A 21881-nucleotide genomic window follows, 5' to 3' on the forward strand; every position below is an offset into this window, starting at 1 on the left:
GGCGATGATGCGTGACGTGTGACGGAGAAAGCCGGCGATCACTTCGCGGCGCCGGTCTTGGATCGCTCCGCCTTGGCGAACACGCGCTCGATCGCCTCGCGCGTCAACGGGTGATAGCCGTCCCTGGCCTGCGCGTAGGCGGCCTTCGCGTAAGCAAGGCCCGCCGGCGTGGCGGCGAAGGCGCGATACACCGGCACGGTGAGATAGATGCGTCCGATGCGGGTCATGTGCTCGCGCGCGGCGCTCCACGCATCGGTGTCGCCGGCGGCGATGGCGTGGCTGTACCAGCGCATGCCGATCTCGGCATTGGGCGTGCCGGTGAGGTGCCAGGCGGCGTCGAGTTCGCGCAGCTTTGCCAGCGGGGCGTCGTCGGGCAGGCGGTCGAGGAAGTACATCCACTCCTGCGTGTTCCAGTGCTGCGCATCGAGCCGCGCTGCCGGCAGGTCGCCGGCGAGAAAGGCGGCGCGCGCCTGGTCGATGGCGTCGAAGCGCGGCGAGGTCGGCAGCGGCGCATCCTTCGGGATGCCGGGTGCATACACCCACGCGCGCACCTCGTCCCAGCCCATCTTGCCGGGATGTGCGTCGAGCAGGTTCGACTCGAGGTCGGCCAGCATGTCCTCGGTGGTGATGCTGGTGAAGGCGTGGCGATGGAAGTAGCCCTTGAGCCAGGCGTCGAAATCGGCGCGGCCGAAGCGCTGCTCCAGCGTGCGCAGGAACCACGAGCCCTTGTCGTAGGCGACGTCGGAGAGCGCATCGTCGGCGCCGATGCCGCGCGGCTCGGGGGCGAGACGTTGCGCGTTCGCCGGCAGCGTGCCGATCGACTTCTGCAGCGCGCGGGCGGACAGCAGCGCCTCCTCGTCGGCCAGCGCCTTGCCGTACACGGCTTCGGTGATGCGGCCCTGCACGTAGGTGGTGAAGCCCTCGTTGAGCCAGATGTCGCGCCACGCCGCGCTGGTCACCAGATTGCCCGACCATGAATGGGCGAGCTCGTGCGAGACCAGCGAGACCAGGCTCTTGTCGCCGACCAGCACGGTCGGCGTGGCGAAGGTCATGTCGGGGTTCTCCATGCCGCCGAAGGGGAACGAGGGCGGCAACACCAGCAAGTCGTAGCGGCCCCACGCATAGGGGCCGTACAGCGACTCGGTGGTGGCGATCAGTCGCTCGGTGTCCTCGAACTCGTGCGCGGCCTTGTCCACCACGGCCGGTTCCGCATACACCGCCGAGCGCGGGCCGGTTTCCCTCACCGCGAGGTCGCCGGCGGCGATGGCGAGCAGGTAGGAGGGAATGGGATGCGGCTGGTCGAAGCGGAAGTCGCCATCGAGCGGATGCCCGGCGCCGTTGAGCGCGCTCATCACCACGCGCACGTTGGCCGGCGCACTGACGTGCGCATCGTAGGTGAAGCGGATCGCCGGTGAGTCCTGCAGCGGCACCCACGAGCGCGCATGGATGGATTCGCTCTGCGAGAACATGAAGGGCTGGCGTTTGCCGGCGGTCTGCGCGGGAGCGAGCCATTGCAGGCCCGAGGCCGCGGGCGAGGTCGCATAGGTGATGCGCACCTGCGCCGGATGACTCGGCGCGGCGATGGTGAGCTTGCTGCCCAGCTCCGCGTCGCGTGGCGCCAGGGTGTAGGGGAGCGGGGAGGTGTGGCCTTCGCCGTCGATCGCCTCGACGTGCGCGATGGCGAGGTCGCGCGTGTCCAGCACCAGCGCGGCGGCCTTGGGGTCGATCCAGTCCAGCGTCAGCGTGGCGTGGCCGGCGAGCACGCGATGCGGGAAATCGAGCCTGAGGTCGAGCGCGAGGTGGCGGACGCGGACCTCGTCCGGTTGCGCATAGGAATGCGGATCGGCCGCCTGCGCGGCGACGGGCGCGAGGGTCGACAGCAGGACGGCGAACAGCACTGGGCGCATGGGTATCCATCGCGGTCGGGCAATGGATCAGTATGCCATCGCCGCCGTACCGCCTTGGGCCGCCTTCAGAACACCACGCGGGCGCCCAGCATCAGCGTGCGGCCCGGGGCGGGCTCGAAATAGCGTCCGTTGCTTTCATTGACGATCACCGACCCCACCACGTGGCGGTCGGCGAGGTTGTCGACGCGGGCACTGAGTTCCAGGCGATCGATGCCGGCGAGCTGCCAGCCATAGCCGAGGTCGGCGCCGAGCAGGGCATAGCCGGCGGCGCGCGCGGTGTGTGCATCGTCGGCATAGGTCGCCGCCACCGCCTGCAGGCCGAAACCCTGGCGCCAGCCCAGATCGCCGCCATGCTGGAGCCGCAGCGAGCCGTAGTGGCGCGGCACGCCGGGCAGGACGGCGCCGGCGTGGATGCGCAGCTCGGGCGTGACGCACGGTGCGGCCGCGCAGGTGGTGAAGCCGTCGCGGTAATAGGCAAGCAGATGGGTGAAGCCGGCGCTCAACTGCCAGCCGGCGACCGGCCGGCCGCTCAGTCCGAGTTCGTAGCCCTGACGGCGGACGCTGCCGACATTACGGTAGCTGGCGCGGCCGTCGACGTTGGCGGCGACCGCCAGCTCGTGGCGGCTGTCGGCACGGAAGGCCGCGGCCTCGAGTTCCAGCGCCGGCAATGGTTGCCATTTGAGCCCGAGCTCCCGCTGCACGGGACGCAGGTCGAGGGCGAGGCGGCACCGTGCGCGTGTCGAGATCGAGCCGCAGCGCCTGGACCTGTACCGCGGGCAGGCTGGCGGGGTTGCCCTGCGCCGCCGCGGCGAGCGGCGCGCCGAGGACGGCGGTCCATGGCCATCGTGTGGTGTCGCATCCGCGTCGCGCCGTCCGGCAGAAAGCTGCGGCGGCGCGGAAGCGGATGCGTGGCGGCACGCTCAGAAGAACCCGAGCTTTTTGGGCGAGTAGCTGACCAGGAGGTTCTTGGTCTGCTGGTAGTGGTCGAGCATCATTTTGTGCGTCTCGCGGCCGATGCCCGACTGCTTGTAGCCGCCGAAGGCCGCATGCGCGGGATAGGCGTGGTAGCAGTTGGTCCACACCCGGCCGGCCTGGATGCCACGGCCCATGCGATAGCAGGTGTTGATGTTGCGGCTCCACACGCCGGCGCCCAGGCCATAGAGCGTGTCGTTGGCGATGGCGAGCGCCTCGGCCTCGTCCTTGAAGGTGGTCACCGACACCACCGGGCCGAAGATCTCCTCCTGGAAGATGCGCATCTTGTTGTGGCCGACGAACACGGTCGGCTGCACGTAATAGCCGTCCTTGAGCTCGCCCTCCAGCACCGTGCGCGCACCGCCGGTCAGCAGCTTGGCGCCTTCCTGCTTGCCGATGTCGATGTAGGAAAGGATCTTCTCCAGCTGCTCGGAGGATGCCTGCGCGCCGATCATCGTCGCCGGGTCGAGCGGGTTGCCCTGGCGGATCGCCTTGACCCGCTCCAGCGCGCGCTCCATGAAGCGGTCGAAGATCGACTCCTGGATCAGCGCGCGGCTCGGGCAGGTGCACACCTCGCCCTGGTTGAGCGCGAACATGGCGAAGCCTTCCAGCGCCTTGTCGAAGAAGTCGTCGTCCGCGGCCATGACGTCTTCGAAGAAGACGTTGGGCGACTTGCCGCCGAGTTCCAGCGTCACCGGAATCAGGTTCTGGCTGGCGTACTGCATGATGAGCCGGCCGGTGGTGGTCTCGCCGGTGAAGGCGATCTTGGCGATGCGCGGACTCGAGGCGAGCGGCTTGCCGGCTTCCAGGCCGAAACCGTTGACGATGTTGAGCACGCCGGCGGGCAGCAGGTCGCCGACCAGTTCCGCCCAGACCAGGATCGACACCGGGGTCTGCTCGGCGGGCTTGAGCACCACGCAGTTGCCGGCGGCGAGCGCCGGGGCGAGCTTCCAGGCCGCCATCAGCAGCGGGAAGTTCCACGGGATGATCTGCCCGACCACGCCGAGCGGCTCGTGGAAGTGGTAGGCGACGGTGGTCTCGTCGATCTCGCCGATCGTGCCTTCCTGCGCGCGGATGCAGCCGGCGAAATAGCGGAAGTGGTCGATCGCCAGCGGCAGGTCGGCGTTCAGCGTCTCGCGCACCGGCTTGCCGTTGTCCCAGGTCTCGGCATAGGCGAGCAGGGCGAGGTTTTCCTGCATGCGGTCGGCGATGCGGTTGAGGAGGTTCGCGCGCTCGGCCGGCGGCGTCTTGCCCCAGGCGTCCTTGGCCGCGTGCGCGGCGTCGAGCGCGGCCTCGATGTCGTCCTTGTCCGAACGCGGCACCTCGCAGAACGCCTGGCCGGTGATCGGCGTCACGTTCTCGAAATACCGGCCATTGACCGGCGGCACCCAGCGCCCGCCGATGTAGTTGCCATAGCGCTGCTTGAAGGGAACCTGCACGGGAAGATGCTGCTGCGCGAGTGGGGTCATGGCATCGCTCCTGGTTTTGAGAGGGTGGAGAGGCCTCGCGGGGCGCCCGCCAGGCCTGCCCGCCGATTATGCGCCCGGCGCTCGCCGCGCTTTCGCACGCGTCCGACGAAAGTCGCAACGCCTGGGGTCAGTCGGCGCGTACCGGCAGGTCCAGGTAGTCGCGGCTCTGCATCTCGATCAGGCGCGATTCGGTGCGGCCGAACTCGGCGCGCAGGCGCTCGCCGTCGTAGAGCTCGGTGACCGGCGCGGCGGCCGAGAGCACCAGCTTGACGCGGCGGTCGTAGAGCGTGTCCACCAGCAGGATGAAACGCTTGGCGGCGTCATCGTCGGCGCCGGTGAATTGCGGCACGTTGCTGACGATGACGGTGGGGAAGGCACGCGCGATGGCGAGGTAGTCGGCCGCGCCGCGCGGGCCTTCGCACAGGGCGTCGAAATCGAACCAGACCACGCCCTCGGCGCGCCGGCGCAGCGGAATCGGCCGGCCATGCACGTCGAGCACGCCGCCTTCCTGCACCTCGCCCGCGGCCTGGGACTGGAAGATGCGCTCGAGCGCGTGCTCGGCCTCGCGGCCAGGCGGGGTGAGGTAGACCGGCGCCTGGGTCAGCGCGCGCAACCGCCAGTCGTGCGGCGAGCGCAGTTCGACCACGTGGCAGTGGCGCTCGATGAGATCGATCGCCGGCAGGAAGCGCGCGCGCTGCAGGCCGTCCTTGTACAGCTCGCGCGGCGGCGTGTTGGCGGTGGTGACCAGGGTGACGCCCTCGTCGAACAGCGCCTCCAGCAGGTTGGCCAGGATCATCGCATCGCCGATGTCGCTGACCAGGAACTCGTCCAGGCACAGCACGCGGCAGCGCCGGGCGAGCTCGGCCGCCACCTCGCGCAGCGGGTCCTGGCGTTCGCCGATGGCCCGCAGGCGTTCGTGCACCTCGGCCATGAAACGGTGGAAATGCCGGCGCAGCGCCATGCCGTGCGGCAGGCTGGCGGCGAACAGGTCCATCAGGAAGGTCTTGCCGCGTCCGACCCGGCCCCACAGGTAGAGCCCGGGGATCGGTTCGCGCGGCTCGCCGCCGACCAGCGCGCGCAGCCGGCCGAGCAGGCCACCCGGCGCCGGCGCCGCGGTGAGCGACGCGTGCAGGCGGTCGAGTTCGGGCAGCACCGCCTGCTGCGCGGGATCGGCCTCCCAGCGGTGCGCGGCGACGCCTTCCTGATAACGCGCACTGGGCGCGAGCGGAACGGTGGCAGACATGCTTTGCGTTTTTCCCGAAGGCTCAGCCGCGCGGCGGCGGCAGCCAGTCGCGCACGGCGTGCTTGACCGCTCCGCGCAGGTCCATCAGCCGACGGTGGAAGAAATGCCCGGTGTCGGGCATGCGGATGAGCTCGGGTGGCCGCTCCAGCGTGGCGATCCAGTCGAACACCGCCTTGGGATCGACCACCTCGTCGGCCTCGCCCATCACCACCAGCCAGTGGCAGCCGGGCAGCGCAAAGCCGTCGAACGGCCAGCGCCCGACCGGCGGCGCCACGCTGATCAGCGCGTCGGCGCGCAGGGCCGCGGCCATGCTCAAGGTGACGTAGCTGCCGAAGGAAAACCCGGCCAGCCACAGCGCATCGTCGGGCCGCACCCGGCGCACCCAGGCCGCCACAGCGGCCAGATCCTCGCGCTCGCCGATGCCGTCGGCATAGCGGCCTTCCGAAGCGCCAGTGCCGCGGAAATTGAAGCGCACGGTGTCCAGCCCCGACTCGCGTAGCGCGCGTTCGAGCATGGTCACCACCTTGTTGTGCATGGTGCCGCCCTGCAGCGGGTGCGGGTGGCAGATCACCGCCGTACCGCGCCGGGCATGGGCGCGATCGGCGACGTCGGTGGCCGTTTCCAGCCGGCCGGCAGGGCCGGTCAGCATGAAAGTCGCCGCGCGTTCGGGGAAACGGTCGGGATCGTCGGGCAGGGCAGCGAAAGTCATGCCGACATGATAACCGCCAGGCCGTGGCGACGACGTCGAGTCCTGGGGCCTCGCGGCGGTCGGCAAGCCTGCCAATGGCGATGCCGATGCGCGATGCATGCCGGCTCGGGCTACCGGCCGCATCACACGCGGCGGCGCGGCGTGCGAACGCCTCACACCAGCGGCTCGGCCACCGGCCGGCGCGCGCCGAGCGCGGTGCCGGTCGCGGCGAGCATGATCGCGCCGATCGCCAGCCACTGCAGCGCGCCGAGTCGTTCGCCGAGAAACAGCACGCCCGCCAGCGCGGCGATCGCCGGCTCCAGGCTCAGCAGCACGCTGAACGTGCGCGCCGGCAGCCGGGTCAGCGCGAGCATTTCCAGCGAATAAGGCAGCGCGGAGCTCAGCAGTGCCACGCCGAGCGCGAGCGGCACCAGCGCCGGCGTGAACAGCGCGGTGCCGGCATGCGCGAAACCGACCGGCACCGCCAGCAGCGCCGCGACCGTGGTGCCCCAGGTCACCGCATCGCCGCCGTGCGCGGCACCGGCCCGCTGCCCCAGCACGACGTACAGCGCCCAGCCGACACCGGCGATGAGCGCCCACAGCACGCCGCGCGGATCGAGCCCGTGCAGCGCGCCGCGCAGCGGCAGCAGCAGCCACAGCCCGAGCACGATCAGCGCGATCCAGCACACGTCCAGCCAGCGCCGCGATCCAAGCAGCGCCAGCGCCAGCGGTCCGGTGAACTCCAGCGCCACCGCGATGCCGAGCGGAATCGTGCGCAGCGCGAGATAGAACGAGAGATTCATCGCCCCGAGCGCCAGGCCATAGCCGACCAGCGCGCGCCAGCCGATGCCGCGCCGCATGCGTCGCCACGGTCGCCGCCAGGCGAGCAGCACCAGCGCACCGAGCCCCAGCCGGTACGCGGTCGCCCCCTGCGCGCCGACGGCGGGAAACAGCTGCTTGGCCAGCGCCGCGCCGCACTGGTAGGACACCATCGCGATCAGGAGCGCGCCGAGGGCGATCGCGATGCGGGCGGAAGAGGTATCCCGAAGCATGCGCTACACCCTGCCGTGGCGAAAGCAGCTGACCAGGTGGTCGTCGACCATGCCAGTGGCCTGCATGAAGGCGTAGCAGATGGTGCTGCCGACGAAACGGAAGCCGCGCCGCTTGAGCTCGCGGCTCATGCGGTCGGACTGCGCGGTGGTGACCGGCACTTCGGCCGGTGAGTGCCAGTGGTTGCGGATCGGCGCGCCGTCGACGAACGACCACAGATAGCCGTCCAGACTGCCGAATCGCGCGACGACTTCCAGCGCGGCGCGGGCGTTGTCGCGCATGGCCAGGAGCTTGGCGCGGTTGCGGATCAGGCCGGCGTCGAGCAGCAGGGCCTCGATCTCGGCATCGGGCATCGCCGCCACGCGGGCGATGTCGAAACCATGCAGCACGTCGCGGTAGCGCGGCCGCTTGACCAGCACGGTGCGCCAGGACAGCCCGGCCTGCGCGCCCTCCAGGCACAGGAACTCGAACAGCGCGCGATCCTCGTGCAGCGGCACGCCCCATTCGGTGTCGTGATAGCCGGTCAGCGGCTCACCGACCGCCCAGTGACAGCGCAGCACGTCGATCATCGGCATCGCCCGGGGGAAAGGCTGGTCACTGTAGCGCAAGGCGCCGGCTACACTGGCCCGCCGCCCTGGCATCGTCATGGCTGCAGATCCCGCGCGCCGCGCCGCCTTCGTCGCCCTGCCGATCACCGTGCTGATCTGGGCGTTGAGCTGGATCGTGATGAAGCAGGCCCTGCGCTGGATCGGTCCGTTCGATTTCGCCGCCCTGCGCTACCTTTTGGGCAGCGCGGTGCTGTTCGCCGCGCTCGCGCTCACCCGCCAGCCGCTGCGGCCGCCGCCGTGGCTGCCGACGCTGGCGGTGGGCCTGTGCCAGACCGCCGCCTTCCAGGGACTGGGGCAATGGGCGCTGCTCGACGGCGGCGCCGGTCGGGTGGCGCTGCTTTCCTACACCATGCCGTTCTGGGCGGTGCTGCTGGCCTGGCCGATCCTGGGCGAGCGGCCCGGTCGGCGACAGGTCGCCGGGCTGCTTTTCGCCGGTGCCGGGCTCCTCTGCATCCTCGAACCCTGGCACGGCCTTGGCCAGGCGCGCAGCACCGTGATCGCGCTCGCCGGCGGCGTCGCCTGGGCGCTGGGCACCGTGCTCAGCAAGCGCCTGCTGCGACGGGCGAGCGTGCCGGTGCTCACCTTCACCGCCTGGCAGATGCTCGCCGGCGCGCTCGTCCTGGCGGCGTTTGCCTGCTGGGTGCCGCAGCGGCCGCCGCAGTGGGGCCTGCCGCTGTTCGGTGCGCTGCTCTACAGCGGCGTGCTGGCCTCCAGCGTGGCCTGGGCGCTGTGGCTGGTGGTGCTGCGGCACCTGCCGACCACGGTGGCGAGCCTGGGCAGCCTGGGCGTGCCGGTGACCGGCGTGCTGCTCGCCTGGCTGCTGCTCGGCGAGCAACCGGATGCCTGGGAAGGGCTCGGCATCGCGCTGATCCTCGCCGGACTCGCGGCGGTGAGCGGGGTGTCCCTCGCGCGGCCTCGCGCCTGACGCGCGGTCAGGCCGGCAGGTCGACGTTGCCGCCGCTCAGCACCACGCCGATGCGGCGGCCGGTGAGGATGTCGTGAGACGAGCCGCGCATCCACCTTCTCGCAGCGAGTGGCCACGTGCTCGAATCCGGGCAATGGCGAGGCGCTTGTGGATGCGGGGTGTGGCGCTTTGCCAGCTGCGCGGCATGGGGCGGGGCGGCATGCCGACGAAACGCTGCCGAAAGGTCGGCCGTCCGAAGATATTAAGACATCCGTTTTTTTAGGCTTAAGCTACGTCATGACCTGGTGGTCCGCCTTGATTGACGCCTGCAGCCGGCACGGCGTGGTTCCGGTCCTCACTTGGCTGCATTTGGACAAGTTGGCGGGGGATCCGCGCGAGATTGCAGAAGCCATACTGATCGCCCTGCTGCAGGTGACGATCATCGCCTGCATTTTCCGGCCACTGGAAAGCCTGGTGCCGGCGGAGCGTTGGACTCATCGCAAGTACACCCGGGTGGATTGGCAATATACGTTGCTGATGCTGTTGGGCATCTTCCCGCTGTTTTCCTATCTGGTGCTGACACCGATCAGTAACTATTTCGGTGGTGCCAACAGCGGCCCCGATGACAGTGCCAGCAAGTCTCCCTTGGGCTTGCTGCATTGGTTTCCATGGCTCGGCCAGCATCCGTTGCTGCTGTTCGTGGCTTATTACGTCGTTTATGACCTGGTTTATTACTGGATGCACCGTGTCCAGCACGCATTGCCATGGTGGTGGGCATTACATTCGATGCATCACAGTCAGCGTCAGATGAGTTGTTGGACGAACGACCGCGGCAGTTTAGTGGATGGCTTCCTGCAATCCATGGTGCTCGCGGGAGTCGGACTGCTGATCGGGGTCGCGCCGGCTGAATTCGCATGGCTGATGCTGCTGGGTGAATTGGTACAGAACTTCTCCCATGCCAACGTGCGCCTCGGTTTCGGCCCGATCTTCGGAAAGCTGTTCGTCGATCCGCGTTTTCATCGACTGCACCATATGGTGGCCGATCCGCAGCGTCCAGGCTTGCACAACTGCAATTTTGGCCAAGTGTTTTCGATCTGGGACGTATTGTTCGGTACCGCCTTGTATGGTGAACCGTTGCACCCTACCGGCGTGGCCGATCCCATGGTGGATGCGGACAATCAGTATGGTTTGATGGGTCTGCATTGGGCAGCGTTTCGGCGATTCTGGGGGGCGGTCTGGCGAATTTCCGGCTGGCGACTGGGCGAGGTGTCCTTTGATGCACGCTATCGGCCGGTACCTGTGACGCATGAAATGCCCGTCATCAAACCCGATGTCGTAGCGGTCGAAGCCGTGGATTGAGTCTGACGGCGCGCTGGATCAGGCCGGCAGGTCGACGTTGCCGCCGCTCAGCACCACGCCGATGCGGCGGCCGGCGAAGGTGTCGCGTGCGGCGAGCAGTGCGGCGAGTACGGTGGCGCTGGACAGTTCCACCACCTGCTTGAGATGGCGCGCGATGAGTCGCTGCGCGGCGTCGCTGGCCGCGTCCTCGACGGTGATCACGCGCACGCGGTGGGCGCGCAGCGCCGCGAGGTTGGGCCGGCCGATCAGCGCGCGCAGGCCGTCGCAGCGGGTGTCGGGAACGACGTCCTCCACGCGCCGGCCGCAGGCCAGCGAGCGCGCCGCATCGTCGGCGCCGGCCGGTTCGGCGGCGAAGAGTTCGAGCCGGGGTTCGAGCCCGTGCGCGGCGATCGCCACCCCGGCGGCCAGCCCACCGCCGCCGACCGGCACCAGCAGCGCGTCGAGCCCGCGTGTCTGCGCGAGCAGCTCCAGCGCCAGCGTGCCTTGACCGGCGATCACGCGCGGGTCGGCATAAGGGTGCACCAGCGTCGCGCCGGTCTGCGCCGCGATCGCGGCCGCCGTGGCCTCGCGCGCGGCCTGTGTCGGCGCGCAGCGGTGCAGCACCGCGCCAGCCTGCACGATCGCCTCCAGCTTGGTGCGCACCGCGCCCTCGGGCACCACGATGTGCGCCGGGATGCCGCGCAACGCGGCGGCGAGCGCGAGCGCCAGGCCATGGTTGCCGGAGGAATGGGTGACCACGCCGCGCGCGGCCTGCTGCGCATCCAGCGCCTGCACCGCGTTGCAGGCGCCGCGGAACTTGAACGCGCCGCCGCGCTGCAGATGCTCGGCCTTGAAGAACAGCTCGGCGCCGGCCAGCGCATCGAGCGCGTCGCTGCGCAGCACTGGCGTCACGCGGGCATGCGGGGCGATGCGCGCGGCGGCGTCGCGCACGTCATCGAGGGTCGGCAGGTCGAAGCTCACGGCAAGGCTTGTCAGGCGACGGGGCGGCCGGCATGGTAACGCGCCGCCTTGTCGTTGAAAGCCCTCCATGACCGACCGCCACGACACCCCGATCCGCCTTGCCGACTACACGCCGCCGCCGTGGCGGGTGAGCACGGTGGACCTCGCCTTCGACCTCGCCATCGATGCCTGCGAGGTCACCGCGCACCTGGCACTGGTGCGCGAGGATGCGAACGCCCCGCTCCGGCTCGACGGCGAAGGGCTGGAGCTGCTCGCCATCGCGCTCGATGGCCGGCCGCTCGCAGCCGGCGAGTGGCGTTACGCCGACGACATGCTGGAAGTGCCGGGCGCGCGCGACGGCAGCGTGCTGGAAACGCGCGTGCGCCTGCGCCCTGCGGACAACACCGCGCTGGAGGGGCTGTATCTTTCCGGCTCGCGCGAGCGCGGCTTCCTGCTCACCCAGTGCGAGGCGCAGGGTTTTCGCCGCATCACCTTTTTTCCCGACCGTCCCGACGTGCTGGCGTGCTACAGCGTCACCCTGCGTGCCGATCGCGCGCGCTTTCCGGTGCTGCTCGCCGGTGGCAATCCGGCCGGCGCGGGCGATCTCGACGACGGCCGCCACTTCGCGCGCTTCGTCGATCCCCATCCCAGGCCGAGTTATCTGTTCGCGCTGGTCGCGGGACACCTGGAACATCGCGAGCGCGACTACGTCACCGCCGACGGCCGCCCGGTGAAGCTCAAGATCTGGTCCGAGGCCGACGCCATAGACCGCTGCGGCTTCGCGCTCGATGCGCTGGAGCGCGCCATGCGCTGGGACGAGCAGGCGTACGGGCGCAACTACGACCTCGACGTGTTCCACGTCGTCGCCACCCACGACTTCAACATGGGCGCGATGGAGAACAAGGGGCTCAACATCTTCAACGCCAAGTATCTGCTGGCCGATCCGGCGGTCACCACGGACGACGAATACCGCGCCATCGAGGCGGTGGTCGGGCACGAGTATTTCCACAACTGGACCGGCAACCGCGTCACCTGCCGCGACTGGTTCCAGCTCTCGCTCAAGGAAGGGCTCACCGTGTTCCGCGAGCAGCAGTTCATCGCCGCGCTGCATGTGCCGGCGCTGAAGCGCATCGAGGACGTCGCCCTGCTGCGGCGCACGCAGTTCCCCGAGGATGCCGGCCCGCTGGCGCATCCGGTGCGCCCGGCCGAATACCGCGCGATCGACAACTTCTACACCGCGACGGTGTACGAGAAGGGCGCCGAGCTGGTGCGCATGATCGCCGGCCGGCTCGGCGCGGCCGGCTTCCGTCGCGGCATGGATTTGTACTTCGCCCGCCACGACGGCCGCGCGGCGACGATCGAGGATTTCCTCGCCGCGCTCGGCGAGGCCAACGGGCTGGATCTCGCGCCGTATCTGGCCTGGTACGCGCAGGCTGGCACGCCGCGCGTCACCGCCCGCGGCGAATACGACGAAGTCGCGCGCAGCTACACGCTGCAGCTTCGCCAATCCACCCCGCCCACGCCCGGCCAGCCGGAAAAGCGCCCGTTGCCGATCCCGCTCAAGCTCGCCCTGTTCGACCGCGAAGGCCGCCTGCTGCCGCTGCATCTGGACGGGGCGGCGTCCGCGGGCGCGACCGAGTGCGTGGTGGTGCTCGATGAGGCCGAGCAGAGCTTCGTCTTCCGCCAGGTCGAGACGCCGCCGGTGCCTTCGCTGCTGCGCGATTTCTCCGCGCCGGTGATCCTCGCGTGCGACTACGCGCCGGCAGATCTCGCGCTGCTGCTCGCTCACGATCCGGACGGCTTCAACCGCTGGGAGGCCGGCCAGCAGCTGGCCCGGCGCGCCTGGCAGGCGCTGCGCGACGGCCGCGACGATGATGCCTCGCTCGCGCACTGGTGCGCGGCGTTGCGGCGGTCCTTCGATGAGGCCTCGCTCGATCCGGCCCTGCTCGCCGAACTGCTGACGCCGCCGGGCGAGATCGAGCTTACCGAGGGCGACACCGCGGTTGATCCGGTGCGCGTGCACGTGCTGCGCGAGAGGCTCGAACGTCATCTGGCCGACACGCTCGGCGACCGGCTGGCATCGCGCTACCACGAACTTTCGGCCGTCGGCGATGACGATCGCCTCGATGCCCCCGCGCAGGCCCGTCGCCGGCTCAAGCGCCGCGTACTGGCGCTGTGGGCCTTGCGCGATCCAGCCGCCGCCTTCGCCGCCGCCGCACAGCAATACGCACGGGCCCCCGGCATGACCGACCGGCTCGCCGCGCTCACCGTGCTGGTCCATCGCGAGGCGCCGCAGGCGGCCGCGGCACTGGCCGATTTCCGCGCCCGCCATGCAGAGGACGCCCTCGCGCTCGACAAGTGGTTCGCCGTGCAGGCCCAGCAGCCCGGCGATGCCGCGCTCGCGCGGGTGCGCGCGCTGGAGGCCGACCCGGCCTTCACGATGAAGAACCCGAACCGCGTGCGGGCGCTCTGGGGCAGCTACGCCCACGGCAACCCGAGCGGCTTCCATCGCGCCGACGGCGCCGGCTACCGCTTCCTCATCGAGCGCCTGCGTGCACTCGATGCGCTCAATCCGCAGGTCGCCGCGCGCCTGGCCACCGCCTTCAACGGCTGGTCGCGTCTGGAACCCGGCCGGCGCGAGATCGTGCGCGAACTCCTCGCCGGCCTGGCCGCCGAGCCGCGGCTTTCCTCCAACCTCGCCGAAATCCTCGCCCGGCTGCTGGCCGGGTGAGGCGCAATTGTTGTCATCGTCCGGCAGGCGTCGGCTCACTCAATTACAGTCCTAGAGTGGCAAGGCACACATCCGGACGAGAGCTACGACATGACGCGTCGTGACCGCAGACTGTATGGGCACCTGGCGCGGGTGGCCGCATGAAAATCCGCGCAAAGGCTAAGGATGACGTGCTACTGCTGCTGTCGGCCACGGTGTGCTGCATGCTCGCGTGGGGGTTCTGGCACTTCCTGGGACAGGCGGCTTTTTCCACTTTGCTGGTGATCCTCACCGTGGGCCTGCTGGCGGACAACGTGCGCCTGCGCCGCAAGTTGGATGTGCTCTCACGGGGCGGGCCGGCTCGCCAATGAGGCGTTTGTGCAGCGCGTCGGTCATGCCGCGTGATGCGCCTCACAATTGCCCATGTCGGGCGTGTGACTTGACCCTTTGCGGCACAAATGGACCCGCCAGGGCCGTTATAGTCACCGCATCTTCAGGGTGGCGCGGGCACAGTGGTGCCGCAACGCCGCTCTGGCACCGGCTTCTGGCGCCCGGCACAACGGTCATCCTGGATTCCCCCTGTTCCTGAAGACCGCCGGGCGCCAGATCTTCTTCCGCAAGGCCGCTACTGCCGGCCTTGGCATCAGGCGGAAGCAAAAAATGGCGGCGTCGGAGGGCTCCGACGCCGCCTGCTCCCCTTCCCGGCGCGTGGCCGGACCCCTGTCAGTCCGCCTCGGCGCGCGCAGTGAGCGCGCAGCCTTTGCCCGCGAAAGTGCGCCAAGCGTCGTGCAACCGCCGTGCCATCGGCACGCTGCCGTTTGCCTCGGCGTGGTCATCGCGGCGGCGCCGGGCGAAAATGGCGGTCCTGCGGCCCAGTCGGGTCGCCGGTCAGCGCGAGGCCCAATCCCATGTTCCATCCCACCCGCTATGACGTGATCGTGGTCGGCGGCGGCCACGCCGGCACCGAGGCGGCCCTGGCCGCGGCGCGCACGGGCGCGCGCACGCTGCTCGTCACCCACAACCTGGAGACGATCGGCGCGATGAGCTGCAACCCGGCCATCGGCGGCATCGGCAAGGGCCATCTGGTCCGGGAGATCGACGCGCTCGGCGGGGCGATGGCGCATGCGGCAGATCTTGCCGGCATCCAGTGGCGCACGCTCAATGCCTCGAAGGGGCCGGCGGTGCGCGCCACCCGCTGCCAGGCGGACCGCGCGCTGTACAAGGCGGCGATCCGTCGCATCGTCGAGTCGCAGCCCAACCTCGAGCTGTTCCAGCAGGCGGTGGACGATCTCATCATCGAGCGCGGCCGCGTCGCTGGCGTGGTGACGCAGATGGGCGTGCGCTTCCAGGCTCGCGCGGTGGTGCTCACCGTCGGCACGTTCCTCGCCGGCAAGATCCACATCGGCCCGGCGCAATACGCCGGCGGCCGCGCTGGCGACGCGCCGGCCTCCGCGCTCGCGCAACGGCTGCGCGAACTGCCGCTGGCGGCCGATCGGCTGAAGACCGGCACGCCGCCGCGCATCGACCGGCGCAGCATCGATTTCTCGCAGCTCGAGGAACAGCCCGGGGACGATCCGGCGCCGGTGTTCTCGTTCCTCGGCGCGCGCGACGAGCACCCGCGCCAGGTGAGCTGCTGGATCACCCATACCAGCGCGCGCACCCACGAGATCATCCGCGATGCGCTCGACCGCTCGCCGCTCTACACCGGCCAGATCGAGGGCGTGGGCCCGCGCTATTGCCCGTCGATCGAGGACAAGGTGGTGCGCTTCGCCGACAAGGCCTCGCACCAGATCTTCATCGAGCCGGAGGGGCTGGACAGCTTCGAGATCTATCCCAACGGCATCTCCACCTCGCTGCCGTTCGACGTGCAGCTCGCGCTGGTGCATTCGATCCCCGGCTTCGAGCGCGCGCACGTCACCCGCCCCGGCTATGCCATCGAGTACGACTACTTCGACCCGCGCGGCCTCGCGCCTTGGCTGGAAACCCGCGCCATCCCCGGGCTGTATTTCGCCGGCCAGATCAATGGCACCACCGGCTATGAGGAGGCCGCCGCGCAAGGGCTCGTCGCCGGCCTCAACGCCGCCCGCATGGCGCGCGGCGAGGCGCCGTGGTATCCGCGCCGCGACGAGGCCTACATCGGCGTGCTGATCGACGACCTCACCGGCAACGGCACCAGCGAGCCGTATCGCATGTTCACCTCGCGCGCCGAATACCGGCTGAGCCTGCGCGAGGACAACGCCGACCTGCGGCTCACCGAAACCGGCCACGCGCTCGGCGTGGTGACGCAGGCGCGCTACGACGCGCTGCGCGCCAAGCGCGAGGCGGTCGAGCGCGAGACGCAGCGCCTGGCCGCGCTGTGGGCCGCGCCGACCAATGCGCTCGGTGCGGCGCTGGAGCGCACGCTCGGTCTCGCGCTGAGCCGCGAGACGGCGGCGCTCGATCTCCTGCGCCGGCCGGAGCTCGACTACGCCACCCTCGTCGCCGTGCCTGGTTTCGGTCCCGGCGCCGACCGCGAGGACGTCGCCGCGCAGGTGGAGGTGCAGGTCAAGTACGCCGGCTACCTCGAGCGTCAGCGCGAGGAAATCGCCCGCCAGCGCCGGCACGAGCACACGCCGATCCCGGCGGACTTCGACTACGGCGCGGTCCGCGGACTCTCGGCCGAGGTGCGGCTCAAGCTCGAGCGCGCGCGGCCGGTCACGCTCGGCCAGGCGGCGCGCATCAGCGGCGTCACCCCGGCGGCGATCTCGCTGCTGCTGGTGCATCTGAAGCGTCGCGCGGCCTGAAATCGCCGCGTCCAATGCCGGGGTGCCGGCCGGCCGTGGCATCATGGTCTTCAAGTTTTCAAACGGCATCGGGGAAACCAAGCGATGGAGATCTGGATCGGCCGCGACGGCGAACGCCATGGCCCGTACAAGGAGGAACAGGTGCGCGCCTGGCTGCGCAGCGGCGAACTGAGCCGCGACGATCTCGGCTGGCGCGAGGGCCTGGCCGACTGGCGGCCGCTGTCGGTGCTGTTCCCGGAAGAGACCGTCGTGCCGCCGGCCGTGCCGCCCGCCGCTCCGCCGGCCCCGGTCTGGCCGCAGTCGGCGCCGGCGCTGGCGCCGGCCGGCTTCTGGCAGCGCGTGGCGGCCTATCTCATCGACGCGCTGGTGTTGTGGATTCCCAATCTGCTGCTCGGCAACCTGCTCGGCGAGCGCCAGGCACAGGCCGCCCTGCAGCAGGCGCAGATGCTGGCCGGCAACGATCCGCAGCTGATGATGCAGGCCATGCAGGCCTACCTGCATGCGGCCGCGCCGGCGGTGCTGGCGCAGATGCTGCTCGGCTGGCTGTACTTCGCGCTGTGCGAAAGCTCGGTCTGGCAGGCCACCGTCGGCAAACGCGCGCTCGGCCTGCGCGTCACCGATCTGGCCGGCCGCCGGATCGGTTTTGCCAAGGCGAGCGGCCGCTACTTCGCCAAGCTGCTCAGCGCCTTCATCCTCGGCATCGGCTTCCTGATGGTCGCCTGGACGCGCCGCAAGCAGGGCTTGCACGACCTCATCGCCGGTACGCTGGTGCTGAAGGGCCGCGCGGCGACTGCCACGGCGCGTTCGGGCCTCGACGCCTGAAAAAAGTCTGCCCCGACGGGTGACCGGCCCGCGTGCCGGCGCCCGGCAGACCCGGCACGCCGCCGCTTTCCCCCGCGCATCCCGTTGCTTCCGCGCCGCGTCTTGCGCGGGCACCGGGATCGCCTTCGACTTGCCAACGACGACCCATGCTTGCCATCGAACAACGCATCGCCCAGGACATCGCCGCCACGCCCGCACAGGTGCGCGCCGCGGTCGAACTCTTGGATGGCGGCGCCACCGTGCCGTTCATCGCCCGCTACCGCAAGGAGGCCACCGGCGGTCTCGACGACACCCAGCTGCGTCTGCTGGAAGAGCGGCTGCATTACCTGCGCGAACTGGAGGACCGCCGCGCCGCGATCCTGGCCAGCATCGAGGCGCAGGGCAAGCTCGACGAGGCGCTGAAGGCCGACATCCTCGCCGCCGAGACCAAGGCGCGGCTGGAGGATCTGTACCTGCCCTACAAGCCCAAGCGCCGCACCCGCGCGCAGATCGCCCGCGAGGCGGGGCTGGCGCCGCTCGCCGCCGGCCTGCGCGAGGATCCGACGCGCGATCCGGAAACCTTCGCCGCCGGTTTCGTCGATGCGGACAAGGGCGTGCCCGACGTGCGCGCGGCGCTGGATGGCGCCCGCGCGATCCTCGTCGAAACCCTGGCCGAGGACGCCGCGCTGGTCGGCGCACTGCGCGACTGGTTGTGGGACGTCGGCCAGATCCGCGCGCGGGTGATCGCGGGCAAGGAGACCGAGGGCGCCAAATTCCGTGACTGGTTCGACCATGCCGAGCCGATCGCCAGGATTCCCTCGCACCGCCTGCTCGCGCTGATGCGCGGGCGCCACGAGGGCGTGCTCGACCTCGTGCTCGCGCCCAGCGCGGACGAGGAGGCCGGCCACGCACTGGCCGAAGGCCGCGTCGCCGCGCACGCCGGTTTCGCCGCGCGCGGCCGTGCCGCCGACGGCTGGTTGCTGGAGACCGCCCGCCTGGCCTGGCGCGCGCGGCTGCATCTGGCGCTGACACTGGACCTCTTCGCCCGCGCCCGCGAGGCGGCCGAGGAGGAGGCCATCCGCGTTTTCGGCGACAACCTCAAGGATCTCCTGCTCGCCGCGCCGGCCGGTGCCAAGACGGTGATGGGCCTCGATCCCGGCATCCGCACCGGGGTCAAGGTGGCGGTGGTCGATGCCACCGGCAAGCTGCTCGCCACCGCCACGGTCTATCCGCACGAACCCAAACGCCAGTGGCAGGAATCGCTCGCCGTGCTGGCCCGGCTGTGTCTGGCCCACGGCGTGGAACTGATCGCGATCGGCAATGGCACCGCCTCGCGTGAGACCGACAAGCTGGCCGGCGAGCTGATCAAGGGGCTGGCCAAGACCCATCCCGAGCGCAAGCTCGCCAAGCTCGTGGTCAGCGAAGCCGGCGCTTCGGTGTATTCGGCATCCGAGCTCGCCGCCCGCGAGTTTCCCGAACTCGACGTCAGCCTGCGCGGCGCGGTCTCGATCGCCCGGCGGCTGCAGGACCCGCTGGCCGAGCTGGTCAAGATCGAGCCCAAGGCGATCGGCGTGGGCCAGTACCAGCACGACGTCAACCAGGCCAAGCTGGCGCGTGCGCTGGACGCCCGCGTCGAGGACTGCGTGAATGCGGTCGGCGTCAACGTCAACACCGCCTCGGCGGCGCTGCTCGCGCGGGTGGCCGGGCTCACGCCCACGGTGGCCGAGAACGTGGTCCGGCATCGCGACGCGCACGGACCGTTCCGCAGCCGCAGGGCCTTGCTCAAGGTGCCGCGGCTGGGCGAGAAGGCCTTCGAGCAGTGCGCGGGCTTCCTGCGCATTCCCGACGGCGACGATCCGCTCGACGCCAGCGCGGTGCATCCGGAGGCCTATCCGGTGGTCGAGCGCATCCTCGCGCAGTGCGGGCGATCGGTGCGCGAGCTCATCGGCGACGTCGCCTTCCTGCGCCGGCTGGAGCCCCAGCCCTTCACCGACGCGCGCTTCGGCCTGCCCACCGTGCGCGACATCCTCAAGGAACTGGAAAAACCCGGCCGCGACCCGCGCCCGGCCTTCGTCGCCCCGAGCTTCGCCGAGGGCGTGGAGGAGCTCAAGGACCTCGAACCCGGCATGATCCTGGAAGGGCGCGTCACCAATGTCGCCGCGTTCGGCGCCTTCGTCGACATCGGCGTGCATCAGGACGGCCTGGTGCACGTCTCGGCGCTCTCGCACCGCTTCGTCAAGGATCCGCGCGAGGTGGTCAAGGCCGGCGACATCGTCAAGGTCAAGGTGATGGAGGTGGATCTGGAGCGCCGCCGCGTCGCGCTGTCGATGCGCCTGGACGACGTGCCCGGCGCCGAGCGCGCCGCGCGGGGCGGCCGGCCGGAAAATTCCCGCGCGCCGCGTCCGACGAGCGCGCCCAAGGCCGCGCCGGCGCCGGCCAATGCCGCCTTCGCCGAGGCGCTCAGCCGCGCGCTCAAACGCTGATCCACCGGCTGCGTGCAGCGCAGCATGCGCGCACGTATGGTCTGTCATAACCTCAACGAAACAAGCTTTTCATCCCAAGGAGTGAACCCATGTTGCGCATCCGCATGCTTGCCGGCGCCATCGCCGCCGGCCTCATCGCCAGCACCGCGGCCGCCGCCGATTTCAGCAAGGTGGTGGTCATCGGCGACAGCCTGAGCGATGCCGGTAACATCTCGCTGGCCACCGCGCCGACGATCCAGCCGCCGCTGCGCTTCACCACCAATCCGGGCATGACCGCCGCCGAGCGCGTGGCCGCGGCACTCGGCCACCCGGCCACGCCGTCGCTGGCCGGCGGCACGGACTACGCCTTCGGCGGCGCCGGCCTGGTGCACAACTCGGCCGCGGGCCCGATCCCGACCCTGCCGCAGCAGCTTGCGATGTACCTGGCCGCCAACGGCGGCAAGGCCGACCCTTCGGCGCTGTATCAGGTCTGGGGCGGCGCCAACGACATCTTCTACCTGACCGCGACCACCAGCGACGCCACCGCGCTCGCCGTCGGCACCGCCACCGCCGCGCAGACGGAAGCCGGCCTGCTCGGCCAGTTGCAGGCCGCCGGCGCCCGCTACGTGGTGGTCTACAACTTGCCCGACATCGGCAAGACGCCCCAGGCGCTCGCCGGGGGCGCGGCCGCCTCGGCCGGCGCGACCCAGCTGTCGGTGATCTACAACAGCACGCTGGATGCCGGCGTGGCCAAGCTCGGGCTCAACGTCATCCCGGTCAACACCTTCGCGCTGATCAACGAAGTGGTCGCCAACCCGGCCGCGTTCGGCTTCAGCAATGTCACCGCGCCCGCCTGCGGCGTCGGTGCCACCTCGGTCCTATGCGGTCCGCAGGGCGCGGGCCTGCCCTACAGCTATGCGCCGGGCACCAACCAGAGCTATCTGTTCGCCGACGGCGTGCATCCGACCGACGCCGCGCACGCGATGGTCGCGCAGGTGGTGCTGTCCGAGCTGGCCGCGCCCGGGCAGGTGTCGCTGCTCGGCGAGGCGCCGCTCGCGGCCACCGCGGCGCAGTTCCGCGCCGTGCGCAACCAGATGCTGGCCGACCGCGAGGGCAGCGACACGCGCATGTTCGTCAACGCCGACTACGGCCAGCAGCACTTCGACAACAGCGGCGGCGCACCCAAGACCGACAGCGACAACATCAACCTGACCATCGGCGCCGACGTGCGCGCGAACGAGAACTTCTCCTTCGGCGTGGCCCTGAGCGCGGGCCGCAACAACGCCGACTTCGCCCACGGCGGCGGTGGCTACCGCATGGACGACATCACCGGCCTGGGCTATGCGTTCTATCACCGCGGCGGCGGCTACCTCGGCGCGTTCGCCAGCTACGGCCAGTCCAATTTCAAGGACATCGACCGGCGTTTCTGGATCGGTCCGCTGCGCCGCACCGAGAGCGGCAAGGCCGACGGCTCGCACCTGGGCGGCGGGCTGGAGGGCGGCTGGTGGTTCCGTCTCGGCGACAGCATCGAGACCGGCCCGTTCGCGCATGCCGAATGGCAGACGGTGAAGGTGGACGGCTACACCGAAGGCGGCAGCGACAGCACCACGATGTGGTTCGGTCGCCAGCAGCGCGACGCGCTGATCGAGCAGGCCGGCTGGCGGCTCAAGGGCACCTGGCAGCTCAACGAACTGGTGATGTCGCCCTACGCCGAGGTCAGCTGGAACCACGACGAGAAGGCCGATCCGCGCGGCATCAAGGCCGGCGTGGCGGGCATGAGCGGCCACTTCGTGCTGCCCGGTTTCGCCCCCGACTCGACCTGGGCGCGCGCCGACATCGGCCTGGTCACCCAGCTCACCAGCAACGTCACCGGCTGGATCGCCTACAGCAGCACCTTCAGCAACGACAGCCAGCGCGAGCACAACGTGAACATGGGCATGAAGGTCGCCTTCTGACCAGGCGCCTTTCGAGGCACGGCACGTTCCC

General features: G+C 70.3%; 16 protein-coding genes. 8 read left to right on the plus strand and 8 right to left on the minus strand.

What is annotated here, in order from left to right:
* Positions 1–38: 38 nt before the first annotated feature.
* The 7 genes from ALSL_RS01420 to ALSL_RS01450 all read right to left on the minus strand — a co-directional run bounded on the left by ALSL_RS01420 (position 39) and on the right by ALSL_RS01450 (position 7904).
* Positions 39–1907, minus strand: coding sequence for a M1 family metallopeptidase (locus ALSL_RS01420; RefSeq protein WP_126535961.1), 1869 nt, complete (start codon positions 1905–1907; stop codon positions 39–41).
* Between the two features lie 65 nt (positions 1908–1972).
* Positions 1973–2608, minus strand: a complete 636-nt coding sequence (locus tag ALSL_RS01425; RefSeq protein ID WP_161970913.1) for a TonB-dependent receptor domain-containing protein — start codon at positions 2606–2608, stop codon at positions 1973–1975.
* 219 nt (positions 2609–2827) lie between these two features.
* Positions 2828–4348 carry an aldehyde dehydrogenase gene (gene adh / locus ALSL_RS01430; RefSeq protein ID WP_126535966.1) on the minus strand — a complete coding sequence of 507 codons (1521 nt, stop codon included), beginning with the start codon at positions 4346–4348 and terminating at the stop codon, positions 2828–2830.
* 127 nt (positions 4349–4475) lie between these two features.
* Entirely contained in the window at positions 4476–5591 is a 1116-nt protein-coding gene (gene zapE / locus ALSL_RS01435; protein WP_126535968.1) for a cell division protein ZapE, read from the minus strand.
* Between the two features lie 22 nt (positions 5592–5613).
* Entirely contained in the window at positions 5614–6300 is a 687-nt protein-coding gene (locus ALSL_RS01440) for an alpha/beta hydrolase (RefSeq protein WP_126535970.1), read from the minus strand.
* Positions 6301–6452: 152 nt separating this feature from the next.
* Positions 6453–7331 carry an EamA family transporter gene (locus ALSL_RS01445; protein ID WP_126535972.1) on the minus strand — a complete coding sequence of 293 codons (879 nt, stop codon included), beginning with the start codon at positions 7329–7331 and terminating at the stop codon, positions 6453–6455.
* Between the two features lie 3 nt (positions 7332–7334).
* Complete coding sequence (locus tag ALSL_RS01450; protein WP_343192839.1) at positions 7335–7904, minus strand: DNA-3-methyladenine glycosylase I; 570 nt, start codon at positions 7902–7904, stop codon at positions 7335–7337.
* Positions 7905–7974: 70 nt separating this feature from the next.
* On the opposite strand from ALSL_RS01450, the gene ALSL_RS01455 reads away from it, so the two are divergent.
* Positions 7975–8862 (plus strand): DMT family transporter, encoded by an 888-nt coding sequence (locus ALSL_RS01455; RefSeq protein WP_126535974.1) that lies wholly within the window; start codon positions 7975–7977, stop codon positions 8860–8862.
* A 276-nt stretch (positions 8863–9138) separates the two neighbouring features.
* Complete coding sequence (locus tag ALSL_RS01460; protein ID WP_126535976.1) at positions 9139–10200, plus strand: sterol desaturase family protein; 1062 nt, start codon at positions 9139–9141, stop codon at positions 10198–10200.
* An 18-nt stretch (positions 10201–10218) separates the two neighbouring features.
* On the opposite strand, the gene ALSL_RS01465 is transcribed toward ALSL_RS01460, so the two are convergent.
* Positions 10219–11160 carry a pyridoxal-phosphate dependent enzyme gene (locus ALSL_RS01465; protein ID WP_231700261.1) on the minus strand — a complete coding sequence of 314 codons (942 nt, stop codon included), beginning with the start codon at positions 11158–11160 and terminating at the stop codon, positions 10219–10221.
* 67 nt (positions 11161–11227) lie between these two features.
* Here ALSL_RS01465 and pepN point away from each other — a divergent pair, with 67 nt between their 5' ends.
* The 6 genes from pepN to ALSL_RS01495 all read left to right on the plus strand — a co-directional run bounded on the left by pepN (position 11228) and on the right by ALSL_RS01495 (position 21850).
* A complete protein-coding gene (gene pepN / locus ALSL_RS01470; protein WP_126535980.1) occupies positions 11228–13870 on the plus strand; it encodes an aminopeptidase N in 2643 nt (880 codons plus the stop codon).
* 140 nt (positions 13871–14010) lie between these two features.
* The gene (locus ALSL_RS13600) at positions 14011–14220 is read left to right on the plus strand and encodes a hypothetical protein (protein WP_126535982.1); all 210 of its coding nucleotides are present in this window, start codon (positions 14011–14013) and stop codon (positions 14218–14220) included.
* A 537-nt stretch (positions 14221–14757) separates the two neighbouring features.
* Positions 14758–16632 (plus strand): tRNA uridine-5-carboxymethylaminomethyl(34) synthesis enzyme MnmG, encoded by a 1875-nt coding sequence (gene mnmG, locus ALSL_RS01480; RefSeq protein WP_126535984.1) that lies wholly within the window; start codon positions 14758–14760, stop codon positions 16630–16632.
* Between the two features lie 84 nt (positions 16633–16716).
* On the plus strand, positions 16717–17454 hold the full coding sequence (locus ALSL_RS01485; RefSeq protein ID WP_126535986.1) for an RDD family protein: 738 nt from the start codon (positions 16717–16719) through the stop codon (positions 17452–17454).
* Between the two features lie 146 nt (positions 17455–17600).
* On the plus strand, positions 17601–19916 hold the full coding sequence (locus ALSL_RS01490) for a Tex family protein (protein ID WP_126535988.1): 2316 nt from the start codon (positions 17601–17603) through the stop codon (positions 19914–19916).
* A gap of 89 nt (positions 19917–20005) precedes the next feature.
* Positions 20006–21850 carry an autotransporter domain-containing protein gene (locus ALSL_RS01495; protein ID WP_126535990.1) on the plus strand — a complete coding sequence of 615 codons (1845 nt, stop codon included), beginning with the start codon at positions 20006–20008 and terminating at the stop codon, positions 21848–21850.
* The last annotated feature ends 31 nt before the right edge of the window (positions 21851–21881 follow it).

The organism is Aerosticca soli (assembly GCF_003967035.1).
GTDB lineage: Bacteria > Pseudomonadota > Gammaproteobacteria > Xanthomonadales > Rhodanobacteraceae > Aerosticca > Aerosticca soli.

Coding starts and splice junctions, on each gene's coding strand:
- ALSL_RS01420 (WP_126535961.1), bottom strand. CDS start 1,907: ATGCGCCCAGTGCTGTTCGCCGTCCTGCTGTCGACCCTCGCGCCCGTC.
- adh (WP_126535966.1), bottom strand. CDS start 4,348: ATGACCCCACTCGCGCAGCAGCATCTTCCCGTGCAGGTTCCCTTCAAG.
- zapE (WP_126535968.1), bottom strand. CDS start 5,591: ATGTCTGCCACCGTTCCGCTCGCGCCCAGTGCGCGTTATCAGGAAGGC.
- ALSL_RS01440 (WP_126535970.1), bottom strand. CDS start 6,300: ATGACTTTCGCTGCCCTGCCCGACGATCCCGACCGTTTCCCCGAACGC.
- ALSL_RS01445 (WP_126535972.1), bottom strand. CDS start 7,331: ATGCTTCGGGATACCTCTTCCGCCCGCATCGCGATCGCCCTCGGCGCG.
- ALSL_RS01450 (WP_343192839.1), bottom strand. CDS start 7,904: ATGCCGATGATCGACGTGCTGCGCTGTCACTGGGCGGTCGGTGAGCCG.
- ALSL_RS01455 (WP_126535974.1), top strand. CDS start 7,975: ATGGCTGCAGATCCCGCGCGCCGCGCCGCCTTCGTCGCCCTGCCGATC.
- ALSL_RS01460 (WP_126535976.1), top strand. CDS start 9,139: ATGACCTGGTGGTCCGCCTTGATTGACGCCTGCAGCCGGCACGGCGTG.
- pepN (WP_126535980.1), top strand. CDS start 11,228: ATGACCGACCGCCACGACACCCCGATCCGCCTTGCCGACTACACGCCG.
- ALSL_RS13600 (WP_126535982.1), top strand. CDS start 14,011: ATGAAAATCCGCGCAAAGGCTAAGGATGACGTGCTACTGCTGCTGTCG.
- mnmG (WP_126535984.1), top strand. CDS start 14,758: ATGTTCCATCCCACCCGCTATGACGTGATCGTGGTCGGCGGCGGCCAC.
- ALSL_RS01485 (WP_126535986.1), top strand. CDS start 16,717: ATGGAGATCTGGATCGGCCGCGACGGCGAACGCCATGGCCCGTACAAG.
- ALSL_RS01490 (WP_126535988.1), top strand. CDS start 17,601: ATGCTTGCCATCGAACAACGCATCGCCCAGGACATCGCCGCCACGCCC.
- ALSL_RS01495 (WP_126535990.1), top strand. CDS start 20,006: ATGTTGCGCATCCGCATGCTTGCCGGCGCCATCGCCGCCGGCCTCATC.